This is a genomic window from Hymenobacter profundi, assembly GCF_019334315.1.
In the GTDB taxonomy this organism is placed as follows: domain Bacteria; phylum Bacteroidota; class Bacteroidia; order Cytophagales; family Hymenobacteraceae; genus Hymenobacter; species Hymenobacter profundi.
Window position 1 is genome coordinate 24,341 of the sequence record NZ_JAHWGL010000027.1, and the last position, 25,093, is coordinate 49,433.

Consider the following 25,093-nt stretch of genomic DNA (forward strand, 5'->3'; position numbering starts at 1 on the left):
AAATATGGGCTACCCTCACTGCTTGATGAAGGGACGGGTAATGGTGGTAGTAGCCGTCTTGATAACTAGATAGTACTGTTCGCTGTCCAGCATACTAACCGGTAGCTTGAGGGTATTTACACCCTTCGTAAGCTCCACAGACTGCTCCAACACGGGCTTCCCTACCCGATTCATCACCTGGAGCGTGGCTGTCTCTTTCCGGGAGTTGGTTATTTGCACGTTTATTTCTGTGCCGCTAACCGGGTTCGGATACACATCCATCACTACCTCCTGCTCGAAAGCCTTCTGTTTCTTGGCTTTTCCAAGCACCTCTTTGCGCGCAATGACCAGGGCCGTGGACTTGTTGAATACTACCTCTTGACCAGCAGCGTCAACCATCACCTCCGTGTTGTTAGCGCTAGGGCGCTGCATAGAGATAAACATAAACTGCTCATCGGGTGACAAGGTCATGCCTGTGGGCTCGCAGCCGGCGGGCGTCACAGCAAACAGTTCAACGGCGGGAGTAGCCGGGGTGTGCGACGCCCGAATCAGCCACACGTGGTTGCGGCCACCATCCTGCAGCACATACAGGTTGCCCTTCGAGTCGAACGTCAGGTTGTCGTTGCCGGTACGCCACAATTCCGACACCTCGCCGGAACCGTAGTTGATGGTGTAGGCTTGGTTGGGATTTGTAGGCGTGTTGCCCGCGAAAATCTCGAAATCACTAACGGTAGTACCTTCTCTACCCGAGTCGGTGAAGCGGTAGATCGTACCGGGACCTTTCGCCGTGAAGTAAATTTGGTGAGTTACTGGGTTGATTTCGAGGTCTTCCACGCCGTTGAAGCTGGTGGCTCCCAATGCCCGCGCTAAGTCCGTAGTATTGCTGCACTCGGCAGGTGTGCTGTTCGGCACTTGCAACCACGTGCCGGTAGTAGCCGTCCCAATTTTACCACTGAGTTTCAGTACGTAAAGCGTACCATTAGCTAATTGGCCGGCTTGGTCGCTCACATACTTATACACGAAACTATTTGTCGAGCCGTGGTCGGCGCCTTCGTATACCGTGCGCTGGTCGGGGGCTACCACGATGTTTTCGTGCTTAATCCGGCCCATGCGCCAGAGCTTATCGGGCGTACCGTCGCCGTCGTGGTCCTTTACCGAGTGGGTAGCCGGGTCTATTTCCACGTTCCAGCCAAAGTCGAGGTAGCCGTCGCCGTTGCTATCGGTGGGGGCAGTCGGCGTATTTTCTTCGCACGTAACCACGGTGCGCCACGGGGTAACACCCCCCGAACAGTTGTTGTAGGTGCCCACCACTGGGCCAAAGTCAACGGCATTTTTCGCCGTTACATCCCAAAGTTGCTTCCCTTGATTGAAGTCCAGGTTCAGCATGCTCACGCCCGAGGTAGCCGTCGAGGAACCTTCGTGATTGATGGACAAGTAGCCTTGGGCGTTATGATCCTGGCCAAAAGCGCTGTTTCCTTTGTTGTCGGATTTACCGCTGTAGATAGGCACGTACCCCGTGAAGTCAAAGGCTTCCTTGATCACGCCATCGGCGGCTTGCGAGTAGGGAGAGCCCGCTTGCACCAGCATTTGGAAGGTATGCGTGGCCGGGATGCGCAATATCTGCTGCTGCGTTGAGGGCTCAACGGATGTAAACTGACTGATATCGGTGCTGCCTTTTTTGGCAGCGTTGCCCTGGGCTACGGCTTGTCCGCTGCCAAGTAAGGCGGCCAAAAGAAAAGTAGATGTGTGTTTCATAGGTGCGTTCTAGGTCGTTGAATTGAGGCCGCAAATACAAAACGTACTGTTTCTTCTGGTTTATAGCTAGATTACCGTTGTGTGAATTAATGGAGTTGCCCGAGCTTGAGGTGGTTGGGTAAATCTGGACAGAATAGGGCCTTATCTTTCGAATGTCATGAAAGACAGCCCTCAACCAGACAAACGCCGCTGCTACGATGCGGCCTTGAACCTTCACAACCTATAAATTGTCGTATGACGTCCTATGTTTGAGCGGAAACTTAAACATAGGATAGGACGAACGCACGATTGTGTTGTGATACTACCAGTGTTCGTGGTAGGGCGTCCCACGCAAGGAGCTGGTGAAAAATACACGAACGATGGTGGCATGATGGCCACCATCGTTCGATTGCCTTAGCAGGCGGGCGGAAGAAAAGCACGTGGGCTTTCTGCGAGGAACCAACTACTGATCAACTGATGTGTCCAGCGGGTGCTGCGGCGTTCCGCTAGGGGGGAGCAGTGTGGTACTACGGGCCTATTATCGGGCTCTACCCGTACATAAACGTTGAGGCAAGTACTACTAAAAACTTATACATGATGTATGTATGCGTTATGTACGTGCGGTAGCACTCTCGCTCCTAATCCGTTTCTGTGCGAAGGGGAGGGTGCTACCGCTCTAGCTCTCTCGCGCTACTTTTCTCATGCCGCTTCTCTGTTTAATGTTACTTCGTGCCCCCTAGGGGAGTAGGCGTTCTGCTCTGGCTCCGGAACGCGGCCAGCAGAAAAGCTTGGGTTCGGGCAACCCCTCTTCCCTTGGCTGCATCTGTTCTGTTGCCTGTACCCATCTGCTAACCTATTCGCTAACACTTCCCTACTATGTCCTTTCGTATCAAGCCCTCGTTAAGACTCGTGCTTTTCCCGCTCTTGTTGGCGGCCAGCAGCCTGTTTGCCCAAACCAGCAAGCCCGACGCGAAGCCCTCCAAGGAGGTGGTGCAGTATTTGACCGAAGTGCAACAGATCATTAAGAAGAACGCACTATATGCGGATTCCATCGACTGGGCGCAGCTGCGAAAGCAGGTCAAGGAAAAATCACAAGGGGTGGTAACCGTCGCAGAATGTCAGCCCGTCATCGACCATATCATGCACACACTTCGTGACGCGGGCGATAAGCATTCTCATTTCTACCCGAAAGCAGAAGCAGCGACCTTAACTTCTCCGAGCTATACGGGCCAGCCAGCCGAAAGCCGGTACTTGGGCGATGGCGTCGGGTACATAAAAATACCGGAATTCACGTCCATGGAGGCCTCGGTCGGACAGACCTTCGCTCAGAGCATCCAACGCCAGTTGGCGGCGCTGCAAACTCAATACCCACTCACGGGGTGGGTGGTCGATCTGCGCCAGAATACAGGTGGTAATATGAACCCCATGATCGCGGGGCTCCAAACCCTGCTGGGCGAGGGAATCTACGCGTACGATGTTACCCCACGGCGTACGTTGATGAAGGGACTACCCCGCTACCATTGGAGCGAAAAAGAACCGCAACCCAGCGCCGGGGCGGCGGCAACAACGCCGCAGCGGATAGCGATTCTAATTGATTCGCTGACGGCGAGTAGCGGCGAGATGGTCGCCATTTCCTTGATGGGGCGTGACAACGCCCGGGTCTTTGGCCAGCCATCGGCGGGCTATACGACCGCGAACCAGGACTTCAAGCTGTCGGATGGGGCGTACTTGTTACTGGCAGCCGGCTACCGAATGGATAGAACCCGCAAGCCCTATTTGCATAACATCACGCCGGATGTCGTGGTGGAGTATTCGCCGAAGGATACCCCAGATAAGACGATCGAAGCCGCCCAAAGATGGTTGCAGGGGGCCAAGTAGGGGTGCTTTTTAAAGGAAGTCCGTTAGCAAGAGCGAAGATTCGCTTTGTATCATTACATGAACGTCGGATCGTGTTATGCTATAAGCATGCTCGTCGGTTGCGCCTAGCACATCAGCTACCCCACGCTCGGAAAACGTGCCTGTGCGGCGCGTACCGGCTCAGCTACAATGAGACATCCTGCGCAAGAAGAACGCCGTTGCGCACCGGTCAATAGCTTCTTTCGCTCACTCCTTCACCTGGTCCCGCACAAGCAAACTATCTCAAAGAGGGATGGCAAAGAAGTTGCGTTGGGCGCCTCTGTTCCTGCTTGCTGGCCTACGGCGTGTTTATCCAACGTATTTGTCCCCTTTTTACTGCATGCTTTTTTCTTCTACGCTGGTTGTGCCCCGCTTGCGAAGAGGCGCGGCGATGGCCTGCCTGTGCAGCGCGGTAGTCGCCTGTACGAAAAACGAAAACACCCCATCCACCCCCCAATCGGTCACCGTCTTTACTAAAAAGATGGCGGATATTCGGCTCTCCGATGCCGTCACGACGCGTGATGGCAACTTGTTGGTAACGGGTTTTCAGTCGTCGTTCAGCTCCTTTCCTTTGGGCACGCGCCTGTTGCTGCTCAAGCTGACGCCGGCTGGGGATACGCTCTGGACGAAAACGTATACCTGCGCTTGGACGAACCAGGGCGCCACGTATCAAAGCCGCGGTAGTTGGGGAAATAGTGTGGTAGCCGCCGCCGATGGCACGATCTTGGTCGCGTGGGTGGTAGCAGTTCCTCCTATTTAACAATACCAACGCGCAAAAGGCCATTCTGTGGAAGTTTTCGGCTACCGGCGACTTGCTCTGAGCCAAGCCAGTAGGCGCCCCCACGAAGGACTATACGGTGGGGGCTCGCTTGTGGCGACCGCGGATGGGGGCTATCTCGTGCTGCTCAATCCAACGGAGGGAATCCAACTGGAATTCGAAGTGATCAAAGTTGATCAGGCGGGAAACGTGGTGCGCACGCACCACTACCCAGGCAAGTACGGGGGCGATATACAACCGACCGCGGATGGGAACTTTGTGTTGACCGGTACGCGGGGCGACAAAGTTTTTCTCACGAAAATTACCCCATCGGGGGCTGTCTTGTGGACCTCTCAGCTAGGCGAGGGCATCTTCAACCATGCCCATGCCGTGGTCCAAACACCCGATGGCGGGTATGCCCTGACGGGCCATACCACCATCGCCGGGTTGGGGCGTCAGATACTGCTGCTCAAGACAAACGCCCTAGGCCAGCCGCAAGCCGCGTATCACTTTGGGGCAGCGGATGACGACGTCGGCTTAACGATCCAGGTGAACGGGCAAGGGGAATATATAGTGGGCGGTTATAGCAACAGTCAAGGGAATCTAGCTGGGGCTTTGTGTGCCCTTCGCATCGCCCCCACCGGTGCGGAACTGAGCCGCAAAGTGGTAGCGGGCAGTGAGGGAAGGCTGTTAGCGGTGCGGAAGACAGCAGACGGCGGACTCCTTTTTTGTGGACACGACGACGGTAGCGGCTATCTACTGAAAACAACGGCGGCGTTGCAGCCCTAGGCAGGCCTAGTTAGTAGCAGGCCAACGCCTTTCTAGGAGCGGCTTGGTTGTGCGTAAGGAAACGTGTTGCAGGCAAGCTTATTCGTACGATAAGCCAGCAGTTTGTAGAGATCAGCTCAACTAGAAGTGCTGTAACGCAAAAGTTACATACTAAGGACGGTCGACCCTAGCTTGTTACAAGCCGAGCTTTTGGGCGGCATTGTGCTGGCGCACGTTATCCAGGCGGGTATAGCGGCGTATCATCTCACTCGTTTTGTGCTTAGTTTGGTTCATCACCTCCGAGTCATCGGCGCCGGCCAACTTGGCCACCGTGACAAAGGAGGCGCGCAACGAGTGCGCCGAGAACTTCACGCCTAGGTACCGCTGCACGATCAGGTTCAAATGATGGTCCGTCAGGCGGCGCTCGGTGAGCCTTCCGCCTTTGCGGAAGGACACAAACACGGGTCCCTCCGTGCGATCCAGCCGCTGCAACCACGCCTGCAACGTGCGGATGGGGCAGAGCTTGAACTCGGGGGAATAGAAAATAGCCTTCTCTTCGGCAGCACCCAATTGGTTGGTCTTGCTCTTGGCTAGGTTGACAATGAGTCCTTCCTCCGAGAAGGAAAGGTCTTCGATATTCAGCGCCGCGAGTTCTGAGCGGCGAAAGGCACCAGTAAAGCCCAGCAGCAGAATCACCCGGTCACGCAGCCCAAACACGCTCGTCGTATCGATACTTTTCACCGTGCGTTTGAAGATGGCCAGCGTAAAAGCCGGTGCTTGTTTCTGGCGCACGCCCTTCAGGCGACTGATGCCTTCGAGCAGCACCTTGAACTTCTTGTCATCCGTGGGCGAGTCCAGTCCCTTCAAGGCATGGGCCTTGCTGATGGCGGCGCAGTGGCGCTGGATGGTGGCCACCTTCTTGCCCGATTCGGCCAGGTGCGTGACGAAGCCGGCGAGCGTATCGACCGAGGCGGGAAGCGGTTCCAACCCGTGCTCCTGGCACCACAGGCTGAAACGCTTCAAATCGCCGGCGTAGGCCTTGGCTGTATTGGGTGCGCCCGACAAGCCAGCGGCCACGTACTTAGCCGTGTGCTCCGTGAGGTCGACCAGCGACAGGCCTGACGTCATCTTCAGAGCGGGTAGTGCGGAGAGCTTTTTCACGTGACCTATATATATAGGAGTAAGGCGTCGATTTTCGGGATAAAAGTACGAAAAACGATAAGGTCCGATAAGTAAAAGTTATCGAACCTTATTGTTTTTACTACTTTGCAGTCAAAATCGTTCGGCTACTCCTAATTATATATAGGCACTATCAAGCGCGCTAGTCTTTCTACCATGAGTGAGTTGATTCCGGTCCCAGCAATGTTGCCCGCACGCTTGTCTTCTGTCTGCAATACGGTGGCCCGCTACGTGGCCGTCGGCCTAGCCGGCGCGGCCAATACGCGCCGGGCGTACGCGGCCGACCTACGCACCTTCGAGCAGTACTGCTGAGATCAAGAACTTGAGGACTTGCCCGCCGCTGTGACCACCGTGGCCCAGTACGTAACGCACCTAACCGCAAGCTGGCCACCATCCGCCGCTACCTCTCGGCCATTGCCAAAGCCCACACGCTGGCCGGCTACCAAACCCCGACGGACTCCAAGCAGCTGGCCGTCGTGCTCGAAGGTATCACTCGCGTACTAGGCAAGCGCTAGCGGCAAGCCCAGGCCTTTTCGGACGACGAACTCAAGCGCGCCATCAACCAGCTGGACTTGGCCACACCAGCTGGGCTGCGCGACCGGGCGCTGCTACTGCTGGGCTTTGCCGGCGCCTTCCACCGCTCTGAACTGGTGGCCCTGAACGTGGAACACCTCGAGCTCACCCCACAAGCGCTGCTGATCCATCTGGACAAGAACAAGACCAACCAGTACGGCGAGGTGGAGGACAAAGCTGTCTTCTATGCCCCCGACGACCGCTACTGCCCCGTGCGCTCGATGCAGGCTTGGGTCGCGGTGCTCGGCCGCGACACGGGGCCGCTGCTCGTGTCCCTGAAACGGGTGCCCAAGCAAGTAGCCCAACCCTCCACCTTTCGCCTCTCCGACATCAGCGCCAACAAACTCGTGCAGCAGCACTTGGGCGGGCAGTACACGGCCCACTCGCTCCGCGCGTCCTTTGTCACCATTGCCGTGGAGGCGGGGCAGTCGAACAAGGCCATTAAGAACTAGACCAAGCAGAAGACCAATGCCATGATCGAGTGCTACGCCCACTTAGAGGATGTCAAGCGCTTCAACGCCGCCAAATTCCTCGGCTTGTGAGCGTATCCCCAGTAGGAATTGCTTCGGAGTGTTTTTCGACAGGTTTGTATTTCCTGTACGTAGCAGTCTAACGAAGGCCTATGCATGTGGGGCTGCTCTGTTAGATGAGTAACCCCACCAAACCAAGAGACGAGCTTGTACTCAAATTACTAAGCTGTTACCCAGCGCTTTCCCAGTCCCATAACGCCCCTTTTCGAACATGTTTGGTTGTACAAGAAAAGGAGCGACTCATCGCTGTTCCAAGGTTGGAACCTTACTAGCTGGTTTTGCCACCAGCGGCGTGTTGCTGAGTTGCTGCCACGTGCTACCCTGCGCCGAGCGTAATTCTATAGAAGTCAAGGGCTTGCTAGTGAAGAAGATACTGGTCATCACCGTCAGACCCTGGTCGGCGAACAGCTCTATGGAGGCCGCATCGAGGTAGAGCATCAGCTCGGTACCAGCAGCTGTGGTCAGGCGCGGCGCTACGGCACGCCCCGTAAACTTGGGGCTGAAGCTGTTTTTACCCACCTTGCTGCGGTCAATGAAATACTGTTTGCCAGCTTTATCGTACCCTACCACCAGCTCCTCCCCAGCCGCATTACCCAGCACTAGCTCAAAATCATTCAACTGCTTGGTGCTGAGTGTCAGGCGGTGCTTGTCGGTGGTGCTGTTGAGGCGGGCGGTAAGGTCGGTGGGCGCTTTTACCGTTATATTCTGGAGGGTGGTGGCCTTGCCGGCCAGGGTGCGCAGCTCGGAGACAGGCTGCGAGGTGAGGTAGATTTCACTACCCACTTGGCGCAAACCCAGCTCGCGCGGGATGGTTGTGGCGCTACGCCAAGGCGAAGTAGGCACCTCATTGGCGTACTCCCAGTTGCTCATCCACCCCAGAAACAGGCGGCGGTTGCCGGTGTTATTCCACGTTACGCCGGCGTACTCGTCGGGGCCGTAGTCGGCCCACTTGGTTTTGGCGTTGAGAGGCATGAAGGTTTTGCCATCAAACTGACCCACAAAATATTGCGTGGCCGAGCCACCGTTGGGACCACCCGGGTTTAGGTTCACGATGAGCACCCAATACGTTTTGCCGTTGAGCATGAGCGGAAACAGATCGGGGCACTCCCATACGCCGCCATGGGCGCCCAGCTTCTCGCCAAACTCGCTCAGCTTGGTCCACTCTTTCAGGTTAGGCGAGGAGTAGAACGTGATGCGGTCCTTGGTCGCCAAGGTCATCACCCACTGCTTAGCGGGCTCATTCCAGCTTACTTTCGGGTCACGGAAGTCCACAATGCCAGGATTGGGCAGAACGGGGTTGCCGGCATATTTAGTCCACGTCTTGCCCGCGTCGAGGCTGTAGGCCAGGCTTTGGTATTGGTGCTTGTTCTGCCCTTTTTTCTCCTCTTCCGGGCTGTGGTGGGTGAAGATGGCTACCAACGCATTCTTGCCAAAACCGGCCGTATTGTTCTCGTCTACAACGGCACTACCGGAGAAAATCATACCCAGCTTATCAGGATACAGGGCAATGGGCTGCTCCTGCCAGCGCACCATATCGGGGCTGGTGGCGTGCCCCCAGTGCATAGGTCCCCAGACCATACCCTGGGGGTAGTACTGGAAGAACAAGTGGTAGGTGCCCTGATAATAGACCATGCCATTGGGGTCGTTCATCCAGTGCGCAGTCGGCGTGAAGTGGTAGGCTGGGCGATACTGCGGGGTAGCCGGTGGTACAGCGGCTTGCTGGGCGAAGGAGGTAGTCGTCAGGAGCGCGCCGGTAAGCAGGGCCAGTAACTTTTTCATGATCGAACGAAGGGCGAAAGGAATAGGAAATAGCTTACGCCGTTTGCGGCGCGAGCAGTTTGGCCACGTCGGCGGCGGTGATGGCGGGCGTGGCGCCTTGGTGGGTAGCCACTAGTGCCCCAGCAGCACAGGCAAAGCGTAGCATAGTCTCTGGCTTGTCGCCGGCCAGCCATCCTTTCAGCAACGCGGCCAAAAAGGCGTCGCCACTGCCAATGGTGTCACGCACCTGTACGGGTAGGCCGGGAGCCCGGTAGAGCTGCCCGCCGGTGTAGAGTAGCGCGCCGTCGGCGCCGCAAGTGACGCACACCCCTTGCAATTGGTAGCGCTGGGCCAGCCATTGCATGGCGGCTTCCTTGTCCTGAACCGGCCCCTGGCCCAACCACTCCATCACTTCAGTCAACTCGTGATGATTCATCTTGACCAGATTGGCTTTGCTGAGCAGGTACTTCGTTACTTCCCTGGTGTAGTGCGGGGGACGCAGGTTCACGTCGAACACCCGGAAACGGGCGCTTTCGAGCAAGCGGTAGAGAGTTTCGCGGCTATTGGTCTGGCGAGCAACTAGACTGCCGTAGACCAGCATATCGGCCTCCGCTACTACATCGGCCAGTGTCGCCTCATACTGGATGTAGTCCCAGGCCACAGGCTGCACAATTTTGTAGACTACTTCATTCGCGTCGTCCACGTTGGCTTTCACTACCCCCGTGAGGTGGGTATGGCCTTGTTGAACATAGGTGGTATTTAAATGCTTCGACTCGATGAAAGCCAGCAGTTCCCGGCCCAGCTCATCGTCGCCCACGCGACTGATCAACTCAACGGGCTGGCCTAGCTGGCTTAGGTGCACGGCTACGTTAAACGGAGCCCCGCCCGGCTGCTGGCCGGTAGGCAGGATGTCCCAAAGTACTTCGCCGAAACAAACAACGGAGGTAGGCATATGCAGCGTAAAAAGGTCTTGGTTAAGTAAGTAGATTAGCGGGCACGCTGTGCGTCAGAAACAGCGCGCCCAATAGCAACGGCTGCTGCTCAGTGCAGCACCAGCACTTTGTCGGCATCTTCCAGCGTTTTACCCTTGGTTTCGGGCATCAGCTTCCACACGTAGAGCAGCTGAAGCACCATCATGGCGCAGAAAAACGCGAAGGTGTTGCCGCCACCCAGCTTCTCGGTGAGGGCCGGAAAAGCAAAGGTGATGATGGCCGCCAGCACCCAGTGGGTGGAACTGCCCAGCGCCTGCCCCTTGGCACGCACGGCGCTCGGAAAAATCTCGGAAATAAACACCCAGATAACGGCCCCTTGCGAGAAGGCAAAAAAGGCAATGTAGCCAAATAGCAGCAGGGGCACGAGCAGGCCACTGCGCTGACTGTAAAAGGCTTCCGCCACGAGGCCCAGCGTCACAATCAGTCCTACGGAACCGATGAGCATCAGCTTGCGCCGGCCAAATTTGTCGATGATGTTGACGGCTAGCAGGGTAAAACAGAAGTTCACCAGCCCAATACCGGCCGACGACAGCAGCGCAGCGCTTTGGCCCAGGCCCGTCAGCTCGAAAATACGGGGGGCATAGTAGATGATGGCATTAATGCCCGCCAGTTGGTTGAACATAGCGAACAGCACCGCCAGCAGCACCGGCCGCCGGTACTGCGGAGCCCACAACGACTCGCCGGCACCTTCCTCGGCCGCGTTGGCCACCAAGATGGTCGATACGTTGTTCTCGGCCGTAGCCGGGTCAATGCGCTCAAACACGGCCCGCGCCTCGGCCGTACGGTTTTGGCGTAGCAGCCAGCGGGGGCTTTCGGGAATTCGGAACAACAGCAGGAAGAACGCCAGCGACGGCACGGCCTGCACGCCCAGCATCCAGCGCCAATCCTGCTCCCCCCCCAGCCCGGCCAGCAGGTAGTTGGAGAGGTAGGCCAGCAGAATGCCAAACACCACATTAAACTGGAACATGCCCACCATGCGTCCCCGTGAGGCAGGCGGCGACACTTCGGAAATATACAGCGGCGCCGTAACCGACGAAGCTCCTACCCCGAGCCCGCCCAGGAAGCGGAACACCATGAACGGCACCCACGTGGGGGCCAGCGCCGCCCCTACCGCCGACACCAAGTAGAGCATCGCAATCCAGCTCAGGGTGGTGCGCCGCCCCAGCCGGTCGCTGGGCACGCTGCCAAAGATGGCCCCGATAACGGTGCCAATCAGGGCAATGGACATGGTCAGGCCGTGCTGGTAGGAGTTGAGCTGCCACAGCTGCTGCACCGATTTCTCGGCTCCGGAAATCACCGCCGTATCAAATCCGAAAAGTAAGCCGCCCAGCGCGACCACCACTGACCAGAAGAAAACGTTCTTTTTCATTCGTATAGAAGTAGCTGACGGGTACGTCGTGGCTATTTGCGTTAGGTAATGCACCAAATCCGGCGGGGCGGCGGCAGGTCACCTACCACCCTACATTCTGCTTGTATAGTCCTTTGCTGAAGTTGATCTGGTTGATTGGAATCGGCATGTATTCGTCGCGGGCGGGCGTGAAACGGGCGGTAGACAGATACTGACGCAGGTTCTTTTCCTTAGCGAAGTAGGTGTTCAGGTAGGGCGCCGCGATGCCCCAGCGCACCAAATCGAAAAAGCGGTATCCTTCCATGGCAAACTCCAGGCGGCGCTCGAAACGCAGGGCTTCACGGGCGTAGGCTTGCGTGAAACCGGCGGTTGGGTAGAGGCCAATGTTGTACTTGGAGGTAGCCGCGCCGTTGGTTTGCTTCAGGCGCGCGGTGCTGTTCTGCGCCCGCTGCCGTATCTGGTTGATAAGGGGTAGGGCCTCCGACGGCCGGTTCAGCTCAATGAGCGCTTCGGCCTTCCACAGCAGCACGTCGGCGTAGCGAATAATTGTCCAGTTCTTCGATGAGGTCATAAAGGGCGGCGTCTTCTGAAAGCTGGGGTCAGTGGGCAGCACGCTTTCCTTCATCGACAGGTTGTAGCCGTATACCTGCGGCACGCGCACCCACGACTCCTGAAACACAAAGTTGGGGTCGTACTTGAACGGGTGCCCGACAATGGCTACCGTGTGGTCGAGGCGTGGGTCGACGGTAGTGCTGAGGAAGTCGGCTGGGGTTGTCAGGTCGCCGGAGGTATTGAAATCGGCGAAGCGGGGCAGCCCGCCGGCATCGGTCTTAAACGAGTTGATCAGGTTTTGGCTGGGCTGATGAAACGAGCAGCAGCCGTACTCCGGGTTCATGGGGTAGTTTAGCTCGTTGCCACGGTCGGTGCGGCCCTTGGGCGTGCCGTCGTTGCGCGAAAACTGAATGGCAAACACCGACTCTACCCCGTTGTCGCCCGCCGTGAGGAAGTTGGTGGCAAAGTCGGGATGTAAGGAGTACTGGCCGGAGCTGATCACGGCGTCGCACAGGGTGTTTACCTCCGTGAGCTTGGCCGCGTCGATGCCCGTCACGGCGTTGCTCTCGTTTTGCGTATAGGCCTGATACAGCAACGTTTTGGCCAGGTAGGCCTGCGCCGCCGACTTGGTAGCCCGCCCTACTTCGGGCTGGGTGGCGGGTAGGTTTTCCACTGCAAAGCGGAAGTCCTCGGCCACTTTGCTCCACAGCGCGTCGTTACTCAGGGCCACGTTCGACACGGTAGGGTATTGATCCACCGGCAATTCCTCGTCGATATAGGGCACGTACTTAAACATCTCCTTGAGCAGGAAGTAGAAGTGCCCACGCAGAAAGCGCATCTCGCCCTGGCGCACAGCCTTGTTGGGCATCGTTGCGGCGTCCACGGCGTTGAGGCGGCGCAGCGCGTCGTTGCAGCGCGAAATGCTCAGGTACATGCGGTACCAAAACTCGTCGGTGTTGCTTAGGTCGACGCGGTTGAAGGTGAAGGTTTCGTAAAAGTGAAACGCGTCCACGTCGGCCGTGCCGCCGCCGCCCTTGTAGGCGTCCCCGCCGCGCACGTTGCCGTAGGGCCACATGGAGGTATAAGGCACATAGTAAATGTCGTTGCCTAGCTGTGCATAGGCCGCAATTACCTGTTTGTCAATATTTTCAACAGTATTCAGTTGACCGTCGCTGAGCGCCCCGGTGGGGTCCACGTCGAGGAAGCTTTTATCGTTGCAGCTCACCGAAAAGGCCAGCAGCGAGCAGGCCAGCAAGCTGGTTTTGAGGAGTTTCATGGGAAGGGTTGGCTAGCGTAGCGGTTAAAAAGAAACGTTCAGGCCGGTGGTGAACACGCGCGGTATGGGGTACTGGTAGTTGGTCACCTCGGGATCGGGGCCGGTGAATTGCTTGCTCTTGGCGATGAGAAAGTTTTGCCCTTGCACGTACACGCGCACGTTTTGTAGGCGCAGCCGGCTGACCAGCGCAGTGGGTAGGTTGTAGCCCACCTGCACGTTGCGCAGCTTCAGATACGACGCGTTTTCGACGAAGTAAGTAGAGGAGCGGCCCTCGTTGTTGGAGTTTACCAGGGTAGGTGCCGGAATCGAGGAGCCCGTGTTGGTCGGCGACCAGGCATCGAGCAGGCGCTGGCCCCAGTTCTCGCCCGAAGCCAAGGAAGAGAAATCAGTGCGGAATTTTGAGTTGTTGTAGGCGTAGAGGCCTTGCACGCCCTGGAAAAACACCTGCACATCGAAGCCCTTCCACGCAGAGCCCAGGTTCAGGCCGTACGCAAAGTCCGGAATGGCCTCCGTAATCCACGTCTGGTCGAAGTTGTTGATTGTACCATCCCCGTTCAGGTCTTTGTAGCGAATGCGGCCGGGGGCAGCACCTACCTGGGTAGGGCCTTCGCCTACTTCCGTCGCATTCTGGTACAGGCCATCAGCCACGTAGCCGTACACGGCGTTGATGGAGTGACCCAGGCGCGTCACGTCCTGACCGTTGCCTCCGTAGGCGTTAATCACCTCGTCGGGCAGGTAGGTGAGTCGGTTGCGGTACGTGGAGAGGTTGCCCGACACGTTGAACGTCAGCCCGTTGTCAAGCGCGTTCTGGTAGGTGAGTAGAAATTCCCAGCCCGAGTTTTTGATGGAGGCGCCGTTCACAAACTTGTCGCCGCCCTCGCCTACTACCCCCAGGAAGGGTAGGTTTACCAGGATGTCGGTGCTCTTCTTCACGAAGTAGTCGGCCGAGCCAGTGAGCTTGTTCTGGAAGAAGCCCACGTCGAGGCCCACGTTGGTCTGGGTAGTGGTTTCCCACTTCAGGTTGGGGTTGGCCTGCTGCACGCGCCGGTAGCCGGCCGGCAGGTTGGTGTCGTTGCCGTAGATGTCGTAGGCCGTACCAATGTCATAGGCGAAGTTGGGGTCCAGCGTACCCAGGCTCGACTGGTAAATAGCCCGTGAGGCAAAATTGGCAATGTCCTGGTTGCCAGTCTGGCCCCAGCCAGCGCGCAGTTTCAGGTCCGACACGGCATTCACGTTGTCTTTCACGAAGCTCTCCTCGCTCAGGCGCCACCCGCCCGACACGGCCGGAAACACCCCGAACTGGTTATCGGCCCCGAAGCGCGAGGAACCGTCGCGGCGGATAGTGCCCGAGAGCAGGTACCGGTCCATGAACGAGTAGTTGACCTTAGCGAAATAAGAAGCCAGGCGGTAGGCCGTGGCCGAGCCGCCGTTGTCCTTGTTGGCCGAGCCCGCGTCGAGCACAATGTAGTTAGGGTCTTCGCTGGCAAAGTTGGTGCGCGAGGCGTAGAAACTCTCGCTGGCGTAGCTGATACGCTCATTGCCCAGCAGAAAGCTCAGCGCGTGCTTGCCGGCGCCCAGCGCCAGGTCGTAGTTCAACGTGTTCTGCCACACCCAGTTACCAAACGTGCTTTCGTTGTTGGTCACACGGTTATTGTCGTTGGACAGGTAGCCAGCCCTAAAGGTTTTGTACAGCTCTTTGTACTTATACAGCGAGTAGTCGATGCCGAAACTGGTGCGCAGGTGCAGGCCCTTGATGATTTCGGCGTCGGCGAAAGCATTGCCGAACACGCGGTAGAGATTCGAGCGGTTCTGCTGGTTGTCGGTGAGCAGGCGCACGGGGTTGTCCCGGTCGCCAATGCCGTTTACGGGGCCGCCCCACCCTACCCCGTCCACCGTGCGCACCGGCACGATGTTGAGCAGCTGACTGCTTCGGTCTCGAATCAGATTGAGGTCGAACTGATTTTCCTCCAACTTGCTGACAGTCAGATTTTCTCCTATTTTCAGACGGTCACCCAGCAGCGAATAGTCCGAGTTGAGACGCGTAGTCCAGCGGTCGGCACCCGTATATTTCAGCGTACCGGAGTTCTTGTAGTAGTTCAGCGAAAACAGCACGCCGCCGTGCTCCCCGCCGTTGCTCACGTTCACGTTGTACTGCTGCACCAACGCTGTCTGCTGGGTTTCCCTGAACCAATCGGTGTCGGCGGTACGCTGGGTTTGGGCCGCGTCCAGAAACTCCGGTACCGTCACGTTGTCCAGCACCGGCCGGCCATCGGGGCCCAAGCGCGACTGAAAGTTGTAGAACGGAATAGTAGGCGTGGTGCCGTCGTTGACGGAGGCCTGCCAGTAGATGCGCCCGTAATCCTGGGTGTTCAGCATCCTGATGTGCGGCCCCGGCTTCTGGGCGGAGAAGAACGTGGAGAAATCCACCCGCGTCACGCCTTTTTTCGCCTTTTTGGTGGTGATGATGATGACGCCGTTGCCAGCCCGCGAACCGTAGATACTGGCCGCCGACGCATCTTTCAGCACCTGAATCGACTCAATATCATTCTGGTTGAGCTGGTTGATGCCTTCCTTGGTTGGGATGCCGTCAATCACGTAGAGCGGGTCGTTGTTGCCCAGCGTGCCGAAGCCGCGGATGCGCACGGCCGTGCGGCTGCCACTTGGCGAACCATCCGTAGTAATTTGTACCCCCGGCACCCTGCCCTGCAAGTTATTGACCACGTTGTTGGAGGTCATGCTCTTGATTTCCTCCGGATTCACCACCGCTACGGCGCCCGTCAGGTCGGCCCGCCGCTGGGTTTGGTAACCCGTTACGACCACCTCGTTCAGGTTCTGGGTGGAGGGCACCAGTTGAATGGAGAAGCTGGTTTTGCCGGCCACGGCTATTTCCTGTGGGGTATAGCCCAAGGAAGAAATAACGAGCGTAGCGGTAGCGGGCACTGTGAGGGCAAAGCGGCCCTCCCCGTCAGTGGAGGCGCCGTTGGTAGTACCCTTCACTACTACAGTAACGCCGGGCAGGCCCACGCCTTTCTCATCGTTTACCTGACCCGTAATTGGAATATCCGCTAGCGCCTGAATAGCAGAACTGGGTAGGGCGGCCACGGCTACTCCCGGCAGCACGGCGGCCGTGAGGGGGGCCGTTGCCAGCAGCGTGAGCACACGCAGACGCCGCGTTAGAGGTACACTTTTGTGCATAATGTAGCAAGAGAAAGAGGGTGAGAACAGAAAGAGCATTGAAGCGTCTCTTTGTCCCTGCCACGTTATATCCAACCGGGCCTACCTCGCTGCAAACGTTTTAGAAGCAGCTTTTAACTAGGCTCGGAAGACGAACTGGCCCGGAGGCTGCGACGGCTTCAGGGCTCAAAATTCTCGGATCTTTCTCTTGCAACAGTACACGATTGATTCAAAAGCTTTCACATTTGAATCAATTACATTTCAATAATTAATCTATTTATTATCAGGTATTTGTAAGTCGAAAACGTTTGCAATTAAGCAGAGCACTTTCACTTTTTGCACCTGATTTTCGCTGGTGTATCACGTGCTGGGCGTGGTATGCAGCGCCCGAAACTCGGAGGGCGACATTTGATAGCGGCCCTTAAAGCTGGTGGAGAAATAAGCTGGAGAGGAAAAGCCAAGCTGGTAGGCTACCTCTGCAATTGTGAGCCCTTCTTCCAGCAGCAATTGTCGGCTTTTGGTGAGGCGTAGGCTTTGAATGAATTCGCTTACGCCGGTACCCAGCACAGCCTTCATCTTGCGGTATAGTTGCACCCGCGAGAGGCCCATGCTGTGGGCTACGTCCTCCACGCTTAACTCGGGGCGAGCCAGATTAGCTTCGATAATGGCCGTGAGGTCGGCCAGGAATTTCTGGTCTACGCGCTGTTGGGGAGCTACTGTAGCGGTAGCGGTACTCAGCTCGCGGCGGAAGTGCTCACGCTGCCGCTGCCGGTTGGTCAGCAAGGTGCGCAGGTTTTCGAGCAGAAAGGTAGGATTGAAGGGCTTGGTGAGGTAGAGGTCGGCGCCGGCCTGTACGCCCTCTACCTGCTGCTCAGGAGCCGATTGGGCCGTGAGCAACACCACCGGAATATGGGACGTGCGCCAGTCGCCCTTCAGCTGCTGCACTACGTCCAGGCCGCTTTGGTCGGGGAGCATTACATCGCACACCACCAGGTCGGGAATGGTGTCGGCAGCCAGACGCAGACCGTGGGCAGCGTCCAACGCCGTTTGCACTTGGAAGTGGGGCCGCAGCTTCCGGGCCAGAAAAGTATTGACCTCGGGGTTGTCCTCAATGACCAGTACCAGGGCAGCGCTGTTGTCTCCGGTGGCGAAGGCGGCTTCGGGTAAGGTTTCGGCTAGCTCCTCGTCTAGCATGAAGGAAGCGGCCACGGGCATCGATACGGGCGCGGCAGAGCGCATCGCGTCGGGTAGGGAGAGCGGCAGGGTTACAACAAAAGTACTTCCTTGGCCTGCCTGGCTCCGAAACGTAAGCTGGCCCTGGTGCAGGCGCGTTAGGCCCAACGCCAAGGCTAGGCCCATGCCCGAGCCCTTGCCGCCGGGCGCCTGCCCTTGATAAAACCATTCGAAAATGTGTGCCTGGTCCTGGGCGCTGATACCGGGGCCCGTATCTTCCACGCTCACCCGCACGTGGCCTTCCGCTGGCAGGGGTTCTATACTGACTGTGACCTGGCCTTTCTCAGGGGTGAATTTTAGTGCATTAGCCAGCAGGTTGAAAAATACTTTGTCCAGAATATTCACGTCGAACCACAGCCATACTGCTGGCTCAGCCGGCAAGAAACGTAGGCTGACTCGCTGCTGCCGGGCCGTCTTCTCGAACATATTTATGATTTCGCGCACGAACGCTACGAGATTACCTTCGGTGGCCCGCACTGGCATCTTGCCCACATCAATTTTGCGGAAGTCCATCAGCTGATTGACCAGTTGCAACAGGCGCTGGGCGTTGCGACGCACCAGGCCCAACTCCTGCCGATGCGAAGGCGCCAGGAGTGGGCCATCCGTCAATACTTCCTCCAAGGGCCCCAGCATAAGCGTGAGCGGAGTACGCAGCTCGTGCGAGAAGTTCGTGAAGAAACGCAGCTTTGCCTCTGTTTCCACCCGGGCCTGCTCGGCTAGCCCCTGAATCTGATTACGCTGCGAGCGGATTTCCTCATTTTGTTGGGCCAGCATCCGAGTGATGCGTCGGTTAGCCCGCAGTGCCCGCCATACGAGCAGCCCCAAACAGGCCGCGCCCAGCAACGCCGCGCCTAGTATGTATAGGCCCCGCTGCTGGCTTACAAAGGTGTGTCGCTGGTTTTCCAACAACTCCTGCTGCCGCTGAATATCACCCTGCTGGCTGGCTAGCTTCTCGGTCTGCATCTTCATAGTCAGCACGTTCGTCGAGTCGATGACCATGGTGCTGAGCATGTTTTCCTTGTCGTACGGCTCGTTGTGCAGGATTTTCATGGCCGTACGAATGGCTTCTTCCCCACCCGGCGAGTACAGCAAGGTGGCAGTGAGAATACTATCCTGCACCAGCTGCAAACCTCCCTGGGGACCCGCCAGTCCATCTACTCCCACTACGTGCACCTTCTTGGCCAGCCCCAGTTGCTTGCATACTTGGTAGGCTCCCAAGGCCATGCGGTCGTTATGGGCGAAGATGAGCTGCACATCCGGGTGCAGCCGCAATACGGCGGGCAACGCTGCCAGCACCGATGGGCGCTGCCAATTGCCCTGTACCTCCCCTACCACCTGTACCTGCGGGAAGCTGTGTAGTGCCTGCAGCAGACCTTTGTGCCGGTCGCGAGCCGGGGAGGCCCCGGCTGCACCCAATACTTCCAGGATCTTGCCTTTGCCTTTCAACAGGCTACCGATATAGCGGCCCGCAGCCCTACCCACTTCCTGATTGTTGCCGCCCACGTAGGCAGTATAGAGCTGGGAGGTGGTGCGCCGGTCGAGGATAACGACGGGTATTCCCCGATTAAAAGCTTCCTCCACCAGGGGAGTAATCGGTTCGGCTTCGTTGGCCGACACAATCAACAGATCCACTTTCTCCTTCAGAAATTCGCGTATCTGCCGCTGTTGCAGGGCCGTATTGTCGTGGGCATCCTTCAGCCGAAACGTTACGTTGGGATAAAAGCTTAACTCTTTTTTCATGCCCACTAGCATGGCTTGTCGCCAAGCATCGTTCATCGTGCACTGCGAAAAGCCAATAACATAACGCGGTGCCGCTGAAGCGCTTACTACATGCACGTTCAAGCAGCCCAACAACAGAAATAACCCAAGTAGCCAGCTTATTAAGTGAGGCAGTTGCTTCATCCTGCTAAGATACAGTAAGTGCTAAAGATGCTCTCAGTGCTGGGTTGAGGTTACGGTAGGGTGATGCCGATGTCGTGCAGCCCGAAAACAGCCATTGATGTTTATCGGGTGTTAATCAGACGCCATGGGCACCTTAAGATAGCCTGCAGCACAACCCAATTCAGCTTACCGATGGGGGGCTTGCCGCCGGGGCGAAGCTGGTTTTCTTCCATTAGGCTGGTAAGTCTATCTGCCCGAAACCGTATAAGTCAACAGGTAGCTCGCGGCTACCTGTTCACAGGGTGTGTACTAGACTGGGGTGGTTCAGTAAGAACGGGCAGTGCGATAAGGTAGGCTTGTACGCTTCCCTAAATATGTGCGCTTCCCCATTTAGTAAGCCAGTGGCAGGCAGAGGTTAAGCTGCTTGTTTAAATTCGAGTGGGGCAATAAAATTCAAGGCCTGGTGGGGCCGTTGGGTATTGTGAAGTGGTCCCGTCGAGCTGGACAGTTTTCTTATTGAACCAGAAAGAGGCTTGTATTTAGATTGCTGTACCGCATTATTGGACCGTTCTCTGTCCCTTTTTTCCTCCCCTACCGTCCCTTTTCGGGCGCGGTGCGTTGTATAGGAAAAGGAGGGGGACGCGTCTGTTATGGTCGTCAATGCCACGTTTAATGTGGGCCTCCTGCATGGCCAGTGAGCAGCTGAACGAGCAGGACCTGCGCACTAGTACGCCGGTCGCCCCGGGGGTACTGCGCGCCGTTACAGCGTGGCCGGAGTCGCGGCCAACGGCTGCAGCTCACCGAACACGGTCGGAATCAACTCAGCCACGGTGGGATGGATGAACACGGTGCGGCGCATGAAAGCGGCCGTCTGCCGGGCGTACATAGCCGTGATAATGGTGTGAATGGCTTCGTCGCCGCCCGTGCCCACCAAGCAGGCGCCCAGAATCTGGTCGGTGGCAGAGTGCACCAGCACCTTCAGGAAGCCCTGGGTTTCGCCTTTCTCCACGGCCCGGCCCACTTTGGTCATGGGCCGCAAGCCCACCAGGGCTGGGATGCCGGCGGCGCACACCTCGGCCTCCGACAGGCCCACCCGGGCCACGGGCGGGTCGAGGTAGATGGCCGATACGGGCAGCCGCTCGCTCACGCGGCGCGAATCGTGGTCGAGCACGTTGGCGGCCACGATTTCGTAGTCGTTGTAGGCCGTGTGGGTGAAGGTACCCCGGCCGTTGCAGTCGCCCAGCGCCCAAATGCCCGGCACGGCCGTTTGCAACTGCTCATCCACCGGAATTTAGCCGTACTTATCTGTTTGCAAGCCGGCCTGGTCCAGGGCCAGATCGTCGGTGTTGGGCTGGCGGCCCAGGGCCAGCAGCAGGTGCGAGCCGCGGCTAGGAGAATCGTCGGTGGCGCAGCGCACGCGCACTTCAGGCTGGCCGTCCACCCGCCCCAGGCCGATGCATTCGGCCCCGAGGCGCAAGGTAACGCCCTCGCCGCGCAGCACGTCCGCCACGGCGGCCGACACGTCCGCATCTTCGCGCGGGAGCAGGCGGGGGCTGCGCTCAATCAGCGTCACTTCTGAGCCGAGTCGCCGAAACAGCTGGGCGAATTCGAGCCCTACCACCCCGCCGCCTACGATGAGCAGGTGCTCCGGCAACTCGGTCAGGGCCAGCAAGGAACTGCTGGTGAGGGTGGGCACCTGTTCGATGCCCGGCAACGCCGGCCGGTGGGCGCGGGCGCCCACGTTCAGGAAGATGCGCGGGGCTTCCAGCACGTCGTCGCCGACCTGCATAGCCGTGGGCGATACGAAGCGGGCCGTGCCGTGGAAGAGGGTGCAGCCCGCCATGCCGTGCAGCCAGGTTTCCAGGCTGTGGCGCGAGCCCTGCACGATGGCGTCGGCGCGGGCCTTGACGGCAGCCAGGTTGACGCGGAAGTCGCCGACGGCGGGCAGGCCGTAGTCGGTGGCGTGACGCAGGGTGTGCGCAGCTTTGGCGCTGGCCACCAGGGCTTTGGTGGGGGTGCAACCTACGTTGACGCAGGTGCCGCCCAGGTGCTGGCGCTCCACTAAAGCTACGGTCCAGCCCGCGGCCGTGAGGCGGCCCGCCAGGGAAGGTCCGGCTTGGCCGGCCCCTACGATGATGGCATCAAAGGAGTGATTCATAGGGTGAAATTAGCTATAGGTTGAGGTAGGCGGCGGGGCTTCTGAGATGGTTCAACGCCCCGCTGCCCTCAAATTACACGGTGGGCTGTTGCGCCGGTTTGCGCAGACGCAGGGCCGCCAGCAGAAAGTAAACGGCCCCCACGGCCGAGTAGCCCGCCACGTCGGCCAGGCCCTTGGCGGGGTCGTGGGCCTGCACCACAAACAGCACCCCGGCCAGCATCGACTGGGCGCCGCTGAGCATCATGGGCCACTGGCCGTTGAGGTGGCGGCGGCGCAGGCCTAGCAGCAGTTGGATAAGGCCCGTGAGCACGGCCCACACGCCGAAGACGACCAGCACCTGCGGGACGCCCCGGCGCAGGGCCAGGGCCACGGCCAGGGTGGTTAGGGTGCCTACCCCGATGTTGACGTACTGCGGGGCCAGCGAGGTACCGGTGCCGCGGTTGGCCCGGATGTCGCCAATGGTGGCCAGCACGTCCCAGGCTGGGTAGAGCAGCAGCAGCGCCCCGGTGACGAGGGGCGAGGTTTTCACGAACGTGAGCACCAGCGCGACCCACACCGCCGAGAAGGCGGTGCGGACGAAATACAGGGTGCGCAAGGCGCGGGCCGTGTGTACGGCCGGGGCAGGCGCGGTAAGAGCAGGGGAAGTTGCCATGAGCAAGGAGCAATGAATGAAATGGACGTAATGAGACAGACTTAGGCAGCCAGCGTGGCGTCGAGGTGAATGGGCACTGCGCTCAGCGCCCGGGAAAGAGGGCAAGTGACCTTAGCCCCGGCCGCCAGGTCCAGAAACTGGGTCTCCGTGATGCCGGGCACCCGGCCGCTGAGCTGCAGGGTGACGCCCGTGATACCGGCGCCCTCGGCGCCTACTTGCAGGGCCACAGCTGCTTCCACGCGCAGCTCCTCGGCCACGAAGTCGGCCTGCTGCAGGGCGAAGCCCAGAGCCATGGAGAAGCAAGTGGCGTGGGCAGCGGCCAGCAGCTCTTCGGGATTGGTGCCCGGCGTGCCGGCCGCGTCGGTGAAGCGGCTCTTGAAGCTGTAGGGCGCGTCATGAAAAAACTGGGTGGGCGTGTTCAGGCGGCCGGTGCCGTCCTGGCCCGTGCCCTGCCAAAGGGCAGTAGCTGTGCGAAGCGTGTTCATGGGATACAGAAGAAAAGGGGAGAAAGAAAAAGCCGGGCAAACGCCCCGGCCAGCGGCGCCTACTGGGCTATTTCCGTGAGAATGTTCGTTAGCTCCTCGGACGCCGTCAGGTGCGGGGTATGGCCGGTGTTGAGGCGGTACTCCTTTTGCACGGGGGTAGCGCGCAGCATCAACTCCTGCAGCAGGGGCGAGAGGGCGTGGTCCTGGAGCGTGCGCACGTAATACTTGGGCACGCGGCCGTAGTTGGCGGCCGTCAAGGTCACCTGCTCGGCCGGGGCGCCGGCGGGCTCGTCGCGGTAGTTGTCGAGCACCTGCTGCTGCACGGCGGGCGAGCCATCCTGGCAGAAGATGTTGATCAGCTTGGCGCGGTCCACGCTGGCCAGCGTGCCGTCCGGGCTCGTGGAAAGCGCCGCCCCCAGCAGCGACTGGGAGTCTTGCCCGGCCAGGCCGAACACCGACTGCTGATCGGCGGGCAGGAAGCCGGCCACGTAGATGAGCTTGGCAATTTTTGTGGGCGCGGCCTCGGCCACCGTGGAGATGACGGCCCCACCCAGGCTGTGCCCGACCAGCACCACCTGGTCGGCGGCTTGGGCGTTGATGGCCGCGAGCACCTTATCGCGGTACGTGTTCATGGTAATGCTGGCGGCTGGGGTCTTGTCGGCGCCGTGGCCGGGCAGCTCCACGTTCACGACGGGGTAGCCGCGCTGCTGCAGCCGGTCCACGACGGGCTGCCAGGTGTAGGGCCCTTACCAGGCGCCGTGCACCAGCACCACGGTGGCTTTTTGCTGGGCGGGTTCGTGCTCGTCGTCTTTTTGACAGGCCAGCGTGGTGATGGCCGCGAGGGCTAGCAGGGCATACAGGGTTTTTCTCATCAGTGGAAACGCGTGAGGCGTTGGTTGGGGTGAATGATGAGACAAAGGTCTGGCCGCGCCCAGAGCGGAATTTTCACCTAGGTTAAAAAGCGATGCGCCGCCGCCCGGTAGGGGGCTGCGCGGGTGGCGTACCGAGCCAGCCACCGTCTGGGCCTGTTTCTGAGGACCATGCGTGCCCCGGCTCCCGCAATTCCTGCGTATTTTGCTTACCTATGCAGTCCGCCTCCCCTACCTCCCCGCACCAGCTGCTTACCCAGCAGCTGCGGACCTTCGCCCAGCTCTCCGACGACGACCTGCGCCTGGCCGATGCGTGCTGGTCGCTGCGCACTATTCCGCGCCACGAGTTTTTCAACTTCCGCAATGCCGTGTGCCAGTACGTGGGCTTCATCGTGCGGGGCCTGTTCCGGGTGTACTACCCCGACCCGGTCACCGACGAGGAGCACAACGTGGCCTTCGTGCCCGAGGGCACGTTTCTAACTTCGCTCAAGAGCCTGATCACCCAGCAGGCTTGCCCCTACTACATCGCCGCCCTGGAAGACTCGGAGCTGCTAGTCATCAGCGTGGGGCAGCTGCACGAGCTGTTTGCGCAGTCGCACGGGTGGGAGCGGTTTGGCCGCCTGCTGGCCGAGCAGTACCTGGTGCTGCAGCAGGGCAAGGCCGAGGCCATGCTGTTCCAGTCGGCCGAGCAGCGCTACCTGAACCTGCTCCGGCAGTTTCCGGGCATCACCAACCGGGTTTCGCTGGGCCATATTGCCTCCTACCTGGGTATCAAAGGCCCTTCGCTCAGCCGCATCCGGGCGCAGTTGGGACGACAGTAGCTGAAATAGTCTACAGGAGGCAACTTGAGCTGCGTAGCGAACAGCAGTTAATAGATAGATGCACACGCTGAATGGCGATTCCTCAGTCAACGACACCAACCGTGCGGCCCACGCGTCTAACAGCGCCACTCGTTCCGCTTGTGAAAGCCGAACCGGCCCGTACACCACCTGCGGGGCCAGATCCTCTTGCAACCCGCCCGGCTGGTAGTCCGCTGCGCCGCCCCCGGTGGTGAGCGAAAGCAACGCCCGCTTGCCTTGAAACGGTCATATTCCTGAACCTACAGCCGAGCTAAACACGACCTTATTGAGCGGTAGTTACACTTTTTGACCATTAGTTTAAGTTGTATTAAATACTTGTAAATAAAACGATTACGTGCTATAGCTATAACTTCTGCCACGTAAAGCCCTATAACATCTGACAATTCACCGTGGCTGTTGCAGAACTACCTACTTGATAGGCTAATCGTAGAAAGGATAT

Annotated in this window: 18 protein-coding genes and 1 pseudogene; 5 read left to right on the forward strand and 14 right to left on the reverse strand. The window is 58.7% G+C overall.

Features of this window, described 5'->3' with window-relative positions; genetic code table 11:
• Positions 1 to 15: 15 nt before the first annotated feature.
• The gene (locus tag KYK14_RS08885; RefSeq protein ID WP_219158542.1) at positions 16 to 1,710 is read right to left on the reverse strand and encodes an alkaline phosphatase PhoX; all 1,695 of its coding nucleotides are present in this window, start codon (positions 1,708 to 1,710) and stop codon (positions 16 to 18) included.
• Positions 1,711 to 2,589: 879 nt separating this feature from the next.
• Between KYK14_RS08885 and KYK14_RS08890 the strand changes: the two genes are divergently transcribed.
• The 3 genes from KYK14_RS08890 to KYK14_RS08900 all read left to right on the forward strand — a co-directional run bounded on the left by KYK14_RS08890 (position 2,590) and on the right by KYK14_RS08900 (position 5,155).
• Entirely contained in the window at positions 2,590 to 3,591 is a 1,002-nt protein-coding gene (locus KYK14_RS08890) for a S41 family peptidase (RefSeq protein WP_219158543.1), read from the forward strand.
• 499 nt (positions 3,592 to 4,090) lie between these two features.
• Entirely contained in the window at positions 4,091 to 4,369 is a 279-nt protein-coding gene (locus KYK14_RS08895) for a hypothetical protein (RefSeq protein ID WP_219158544.1), read from the forward strand.
• Positions 4,370 to 4,507: 138 nt separating this feature from the next.
• The gene (locus tag KYK14_RS08900) at positions 4,508 to 5,155 is read left to right on the forward strand and encodes a hypothetical protein (protein ID WP_219158545.1); all 648 of its coding nucleotides are present in this window, start codon (positions 4,508 to 4,510) and stop codon (positions 5,153 to 5,155) included.
• 174 nt (positions 5,156 to 5,329) lie between these two features.
• Here the strand turns inward: KYK14_RS08900 and KYK14_RS08905 are convergent, their stop codons facing one another.
• Positions 5,330 to 6,295, reverse strand: a complete 966-nt coding sequence (locus KYK14_RS08905) for a site-specific integrase (protein WP_343217078.1) — start codon at positions 6,293 to 6,295, stop codon at positions 5,330 to 5,332.
• A 590-nt stretch (positions 6,296 to 6,885) separates the two neighbouring features.
• Between KYK14_RS08905 and KYK14_RS22135 the strand changes: the two genes are divergently transcribed.
• The gene (locus KYK14_RS22135; RefSeq protein WP_246601755.1) at positions 6,886 to 7,338 is read left to right on the forward strand and encodes a site-specific integrase; all 453 of its coding nucleotides are present in this window, start codon (positions 6,886 to 6,888) and stop codon (positions 7,336 to 7,338) included.
• 318 nt (positions 7,339 to 7,656) lie between these two features.
• Here the strand turns inward: KYK14_RS22135 and KYK14_RS08915 are convergent, their stop codons facing one another.
• From KYK14_RS08915 to KYK14_RS22320, 12 genes and pseudogenes are all read right to left on the reverse strand, one after another.
• The gene (locus KYK14_RS08915) at positions 7,657 to 9,195 is read right to left on the reverse strand and encodes a glycoside hydrolase family 32 protein (RefSeq protein WP_219158546.1); all 1,539 of its coding nucleotides are present in this window, start codon (positions 9,193 to 9,195) and stop codon (positions 7,657 to 7,659) included.
• A gap of 34 nt (positions 9,196 to 9,229) precedes the next feature.
• A complete protein-coding gene (locus KYK14_RS08920; RefSeq protein ID WP_219158547.1) occupies positions 9,230 to 10,126 on the reverse strand; it encodes a carbohydrate kinase family protein in 897 nt (298 codons plus the stop codon).
• An 89-nt stretch (positions 10,127 to 10,215) separates the two neighbouring features.
• Positions 10,216 to 11,541: a sugar porter family MFS transporter gene (locus KYK14_RS08925; RefSeq protein ID WP_219158559.1), complete on the reverse strand. Its 1,326-nt coding sequence runs from the start codon at positions 11,539 to 11,541 to the stop codon at positions 10,216 to 10,218.
• Positions 11,542 to 11,617: 76 nt separating this feature from the next.
• Positions 11,618 to 13,342 carry a RagB/SusD family nutrient uptake outer membrane protein gene (locus tag KYK14_RS08930; RefSeq protein WP_219158548.1) on the reverse strand — a complete coding sequence of 575 codons (1,725 nt, stop codon included), beginning with the start codon at positions 13,340 to 13,342 and terminating at the stop codon, positions 11,618 to 11,620.
• A gap of 24 nt (positions 13,343 to 13,366) precedes the next feature.
• The gene (locus KYK14_RS08935) at positions 13,367 to 16,537 is read right to left on the reverse strand and encodes a SusC/RagA family TonB-linked outer membrane protein (RefSeq protein ID WP_219158549.1); all 3,171 of its coding nucleotides are present in this window, start codon (positions 16,535 to 16,537) and stop codon (positions 13,367 to 13,369) included.
• A gap of 339 nt (positions 16,538 to 16,876) precedes the next feature.
• Positions 16,877 to 19,651 (reverse strand): hybrid sensor histidine kinase/response regulator transcription factor, encoded by a 2,775-nt coding sequence (locus tag KYK14_RS08940; RefSeq protein WP_219158550.1) that lies wholly within the window; start codon positions 19,649 to 19,651, stop codon positions 16,877 to 16,879.
• A gap of 739 nt (positions 19,652 to 20,390) precedes the next feature.
• Positions 20,391 to 20,915 carry a hypothetical protein gene (locus KYK14_RS08945; protein WP_219158551.1) on the reverse strand — a complete coding sequence of 175 codons (525 nt, stop codon included), beginning with the start codon at positions 20,913 to 20,915 and terminating at the stop codon, positions 20,391 to 20,393.
• 6 nt (positions 20,916 to 20,921) lie between these two features.
• The gene (locus tag KYK14_RS08950; protein ID WP_219158552.1) at positions 20,922 to 21,788 is read right to left on the reverse strand and encodes an FAD-dependent oxidoreductase; all 867 of its coding nucleotides are present in this window, start codon (positions 21,786 to 21,788) and stop codon (positions 20,922 to 20,924) included.
• Positions 21,789 to 21,861: 73 nt separating this feature from the next.
• Entirely contained in the window at positions 21,862 to 22,440 is a 579-nt protein-coding gene (locus tag KYK14_RS08955) for a DUF308 domain-containing protein (protein ID WP_246601758.1), read from the reverse strand.
• 41 nt (positions 22,441 to 22,481) lie between these two features.
• A complete protein-coding gene (locus KYK14_RS08960) occupies positions 22,482 to 22,925 on the reverse strand; it encodes an OsmC family peroxiredoxin (protein ID WP_219158553.1) in 444 nt (147 codons plus the stop codon).
• 59 nt (positions 22,926 to 22,984) lie between these two features.
• A pseudogene (locus KYK14_RS08965) lies at positions 22,985 to 23,653 on the reverse strand (alpha/beta fold hydrolase); the annotation flags it as partial.
• Between the two features lie 18 nt (positions 23,654 to 23,671).
• Positions 23,672 to 23,797 (reverse strand): hypothetical protein, encoded by a 126-nt coding sequence (locus tag KYK14_RS22320; RefSeq protein WP_281421321.1) that lies wholly within the window; start codon positions 23,795 to 23,797, stop codon positions 23,672 to 23,674.
• Positions 23,798 to 24,009: 212 nt separating this feature from the next.
• Here KYK14_RS22320 and KYK14_RS08970 point away from each other — a divergent pair, with 212 nt between their 5' ends.
• Positions 24,010 to 24,615, forward strand: a complete 606-nt coding sequence (locus KYK14_RS08970) for a Crp/Fnr family transcriptional regulator (RefSeq protein WP_219158555.1) — start codon at positions 24,010 to 24,012, stop codon at positions 24,613 to 24,615.
• Positions 24,616 to 25,093 lie beyond the last annotated feature (478 nt).

Bases quoted from the DNA above. Each gene is read 5' to 3' on its own strand.
- KYK14_RS08915 (WP_219158546.1), bottom strand. From the start codon at position 9,195: ATGAAAAAGTTACTGGCCCTGCTTACCGGCGCGCTCCTGACGACTACC.
- KYK14_RS08890 (WP_219158543.1), top strand. From the start codon at position 2,590: ATGTCCTTTCGTATCAAGCCCTCGTTAAGACTCGTGCTTTTCCCGCTC.
- KYK14_RS08970 (WP_219158555.1), top strand. From the start codon at position 24,010: ATGCAGTCCGCCTCCCCTACCTCCCCGCACCAGCTGCTTACCCAGCAG.
- KYK14_RS08935 (WP_219158549.1), bottom strand. From the start codon at position 16,537: ATGCACAAAAGTGTACCTCTAACGCGGCGTCTGCGTGTGCTCACGCTG.
- KYK14_RS08955 (WP_246601758.1), bottom strand. From the start codon at position 22,440: ATGGCAACTTCCCCTGCTCTTACCGCGCCTGCCCCGGCCGTACACACG.
- KYK14_RS08930 (WP_219158548.1), bottom strand. From the start codon at position 13,342: ATGAAACTCCTCAAAACCAGCTTGCTGGCCTGCTCGCTGCTGGCCTTT.
- KYK14_RS08940 (WP_219158550.1), bottom strand. From the start codon at position 19,651: ATGAAGCAACTGCCTCACTTAATAAGCTGGCTACTTGGGTTATTTCTG.
- KYK14_RS08920 (WP_219158547.1), bottom strand. From the start codon at position 10,126: ATGCCTACCTCCGTTGTTTGTTTCGGCGAAGTACTTTGGGACATCCTG.
- KYK14_RS08960 (WP_219158553.1), bottom strand. From the start codon at position 22,925: ATGAACACGCTTCGCACAGCTACTGCCCTTTGGCAGGGCACGGGCCAG.
- KYK14_RS08950 (WP_219158552.1), bottom strand. From the start codon at position 21,788: ATGAATCACTCCTTTGATGCCATCATCGTAGGGGCCGGCCAAGCCGGA.
- KYK14_RS22320 (WP_281421321.1), bottom strand. From the start codon at position 23,797: ATGAGAAAAACCCTGTATGCCCTGCTAGCCCTCGCGGCCATCACCACG.
- KYK14_RS08895 (WP_219158544.1), top strand. From the start codon at position 4,091: ATGGCGGATATTCGGCTCTCCGATGCCGTCACGACGCGTGATGGCAAC.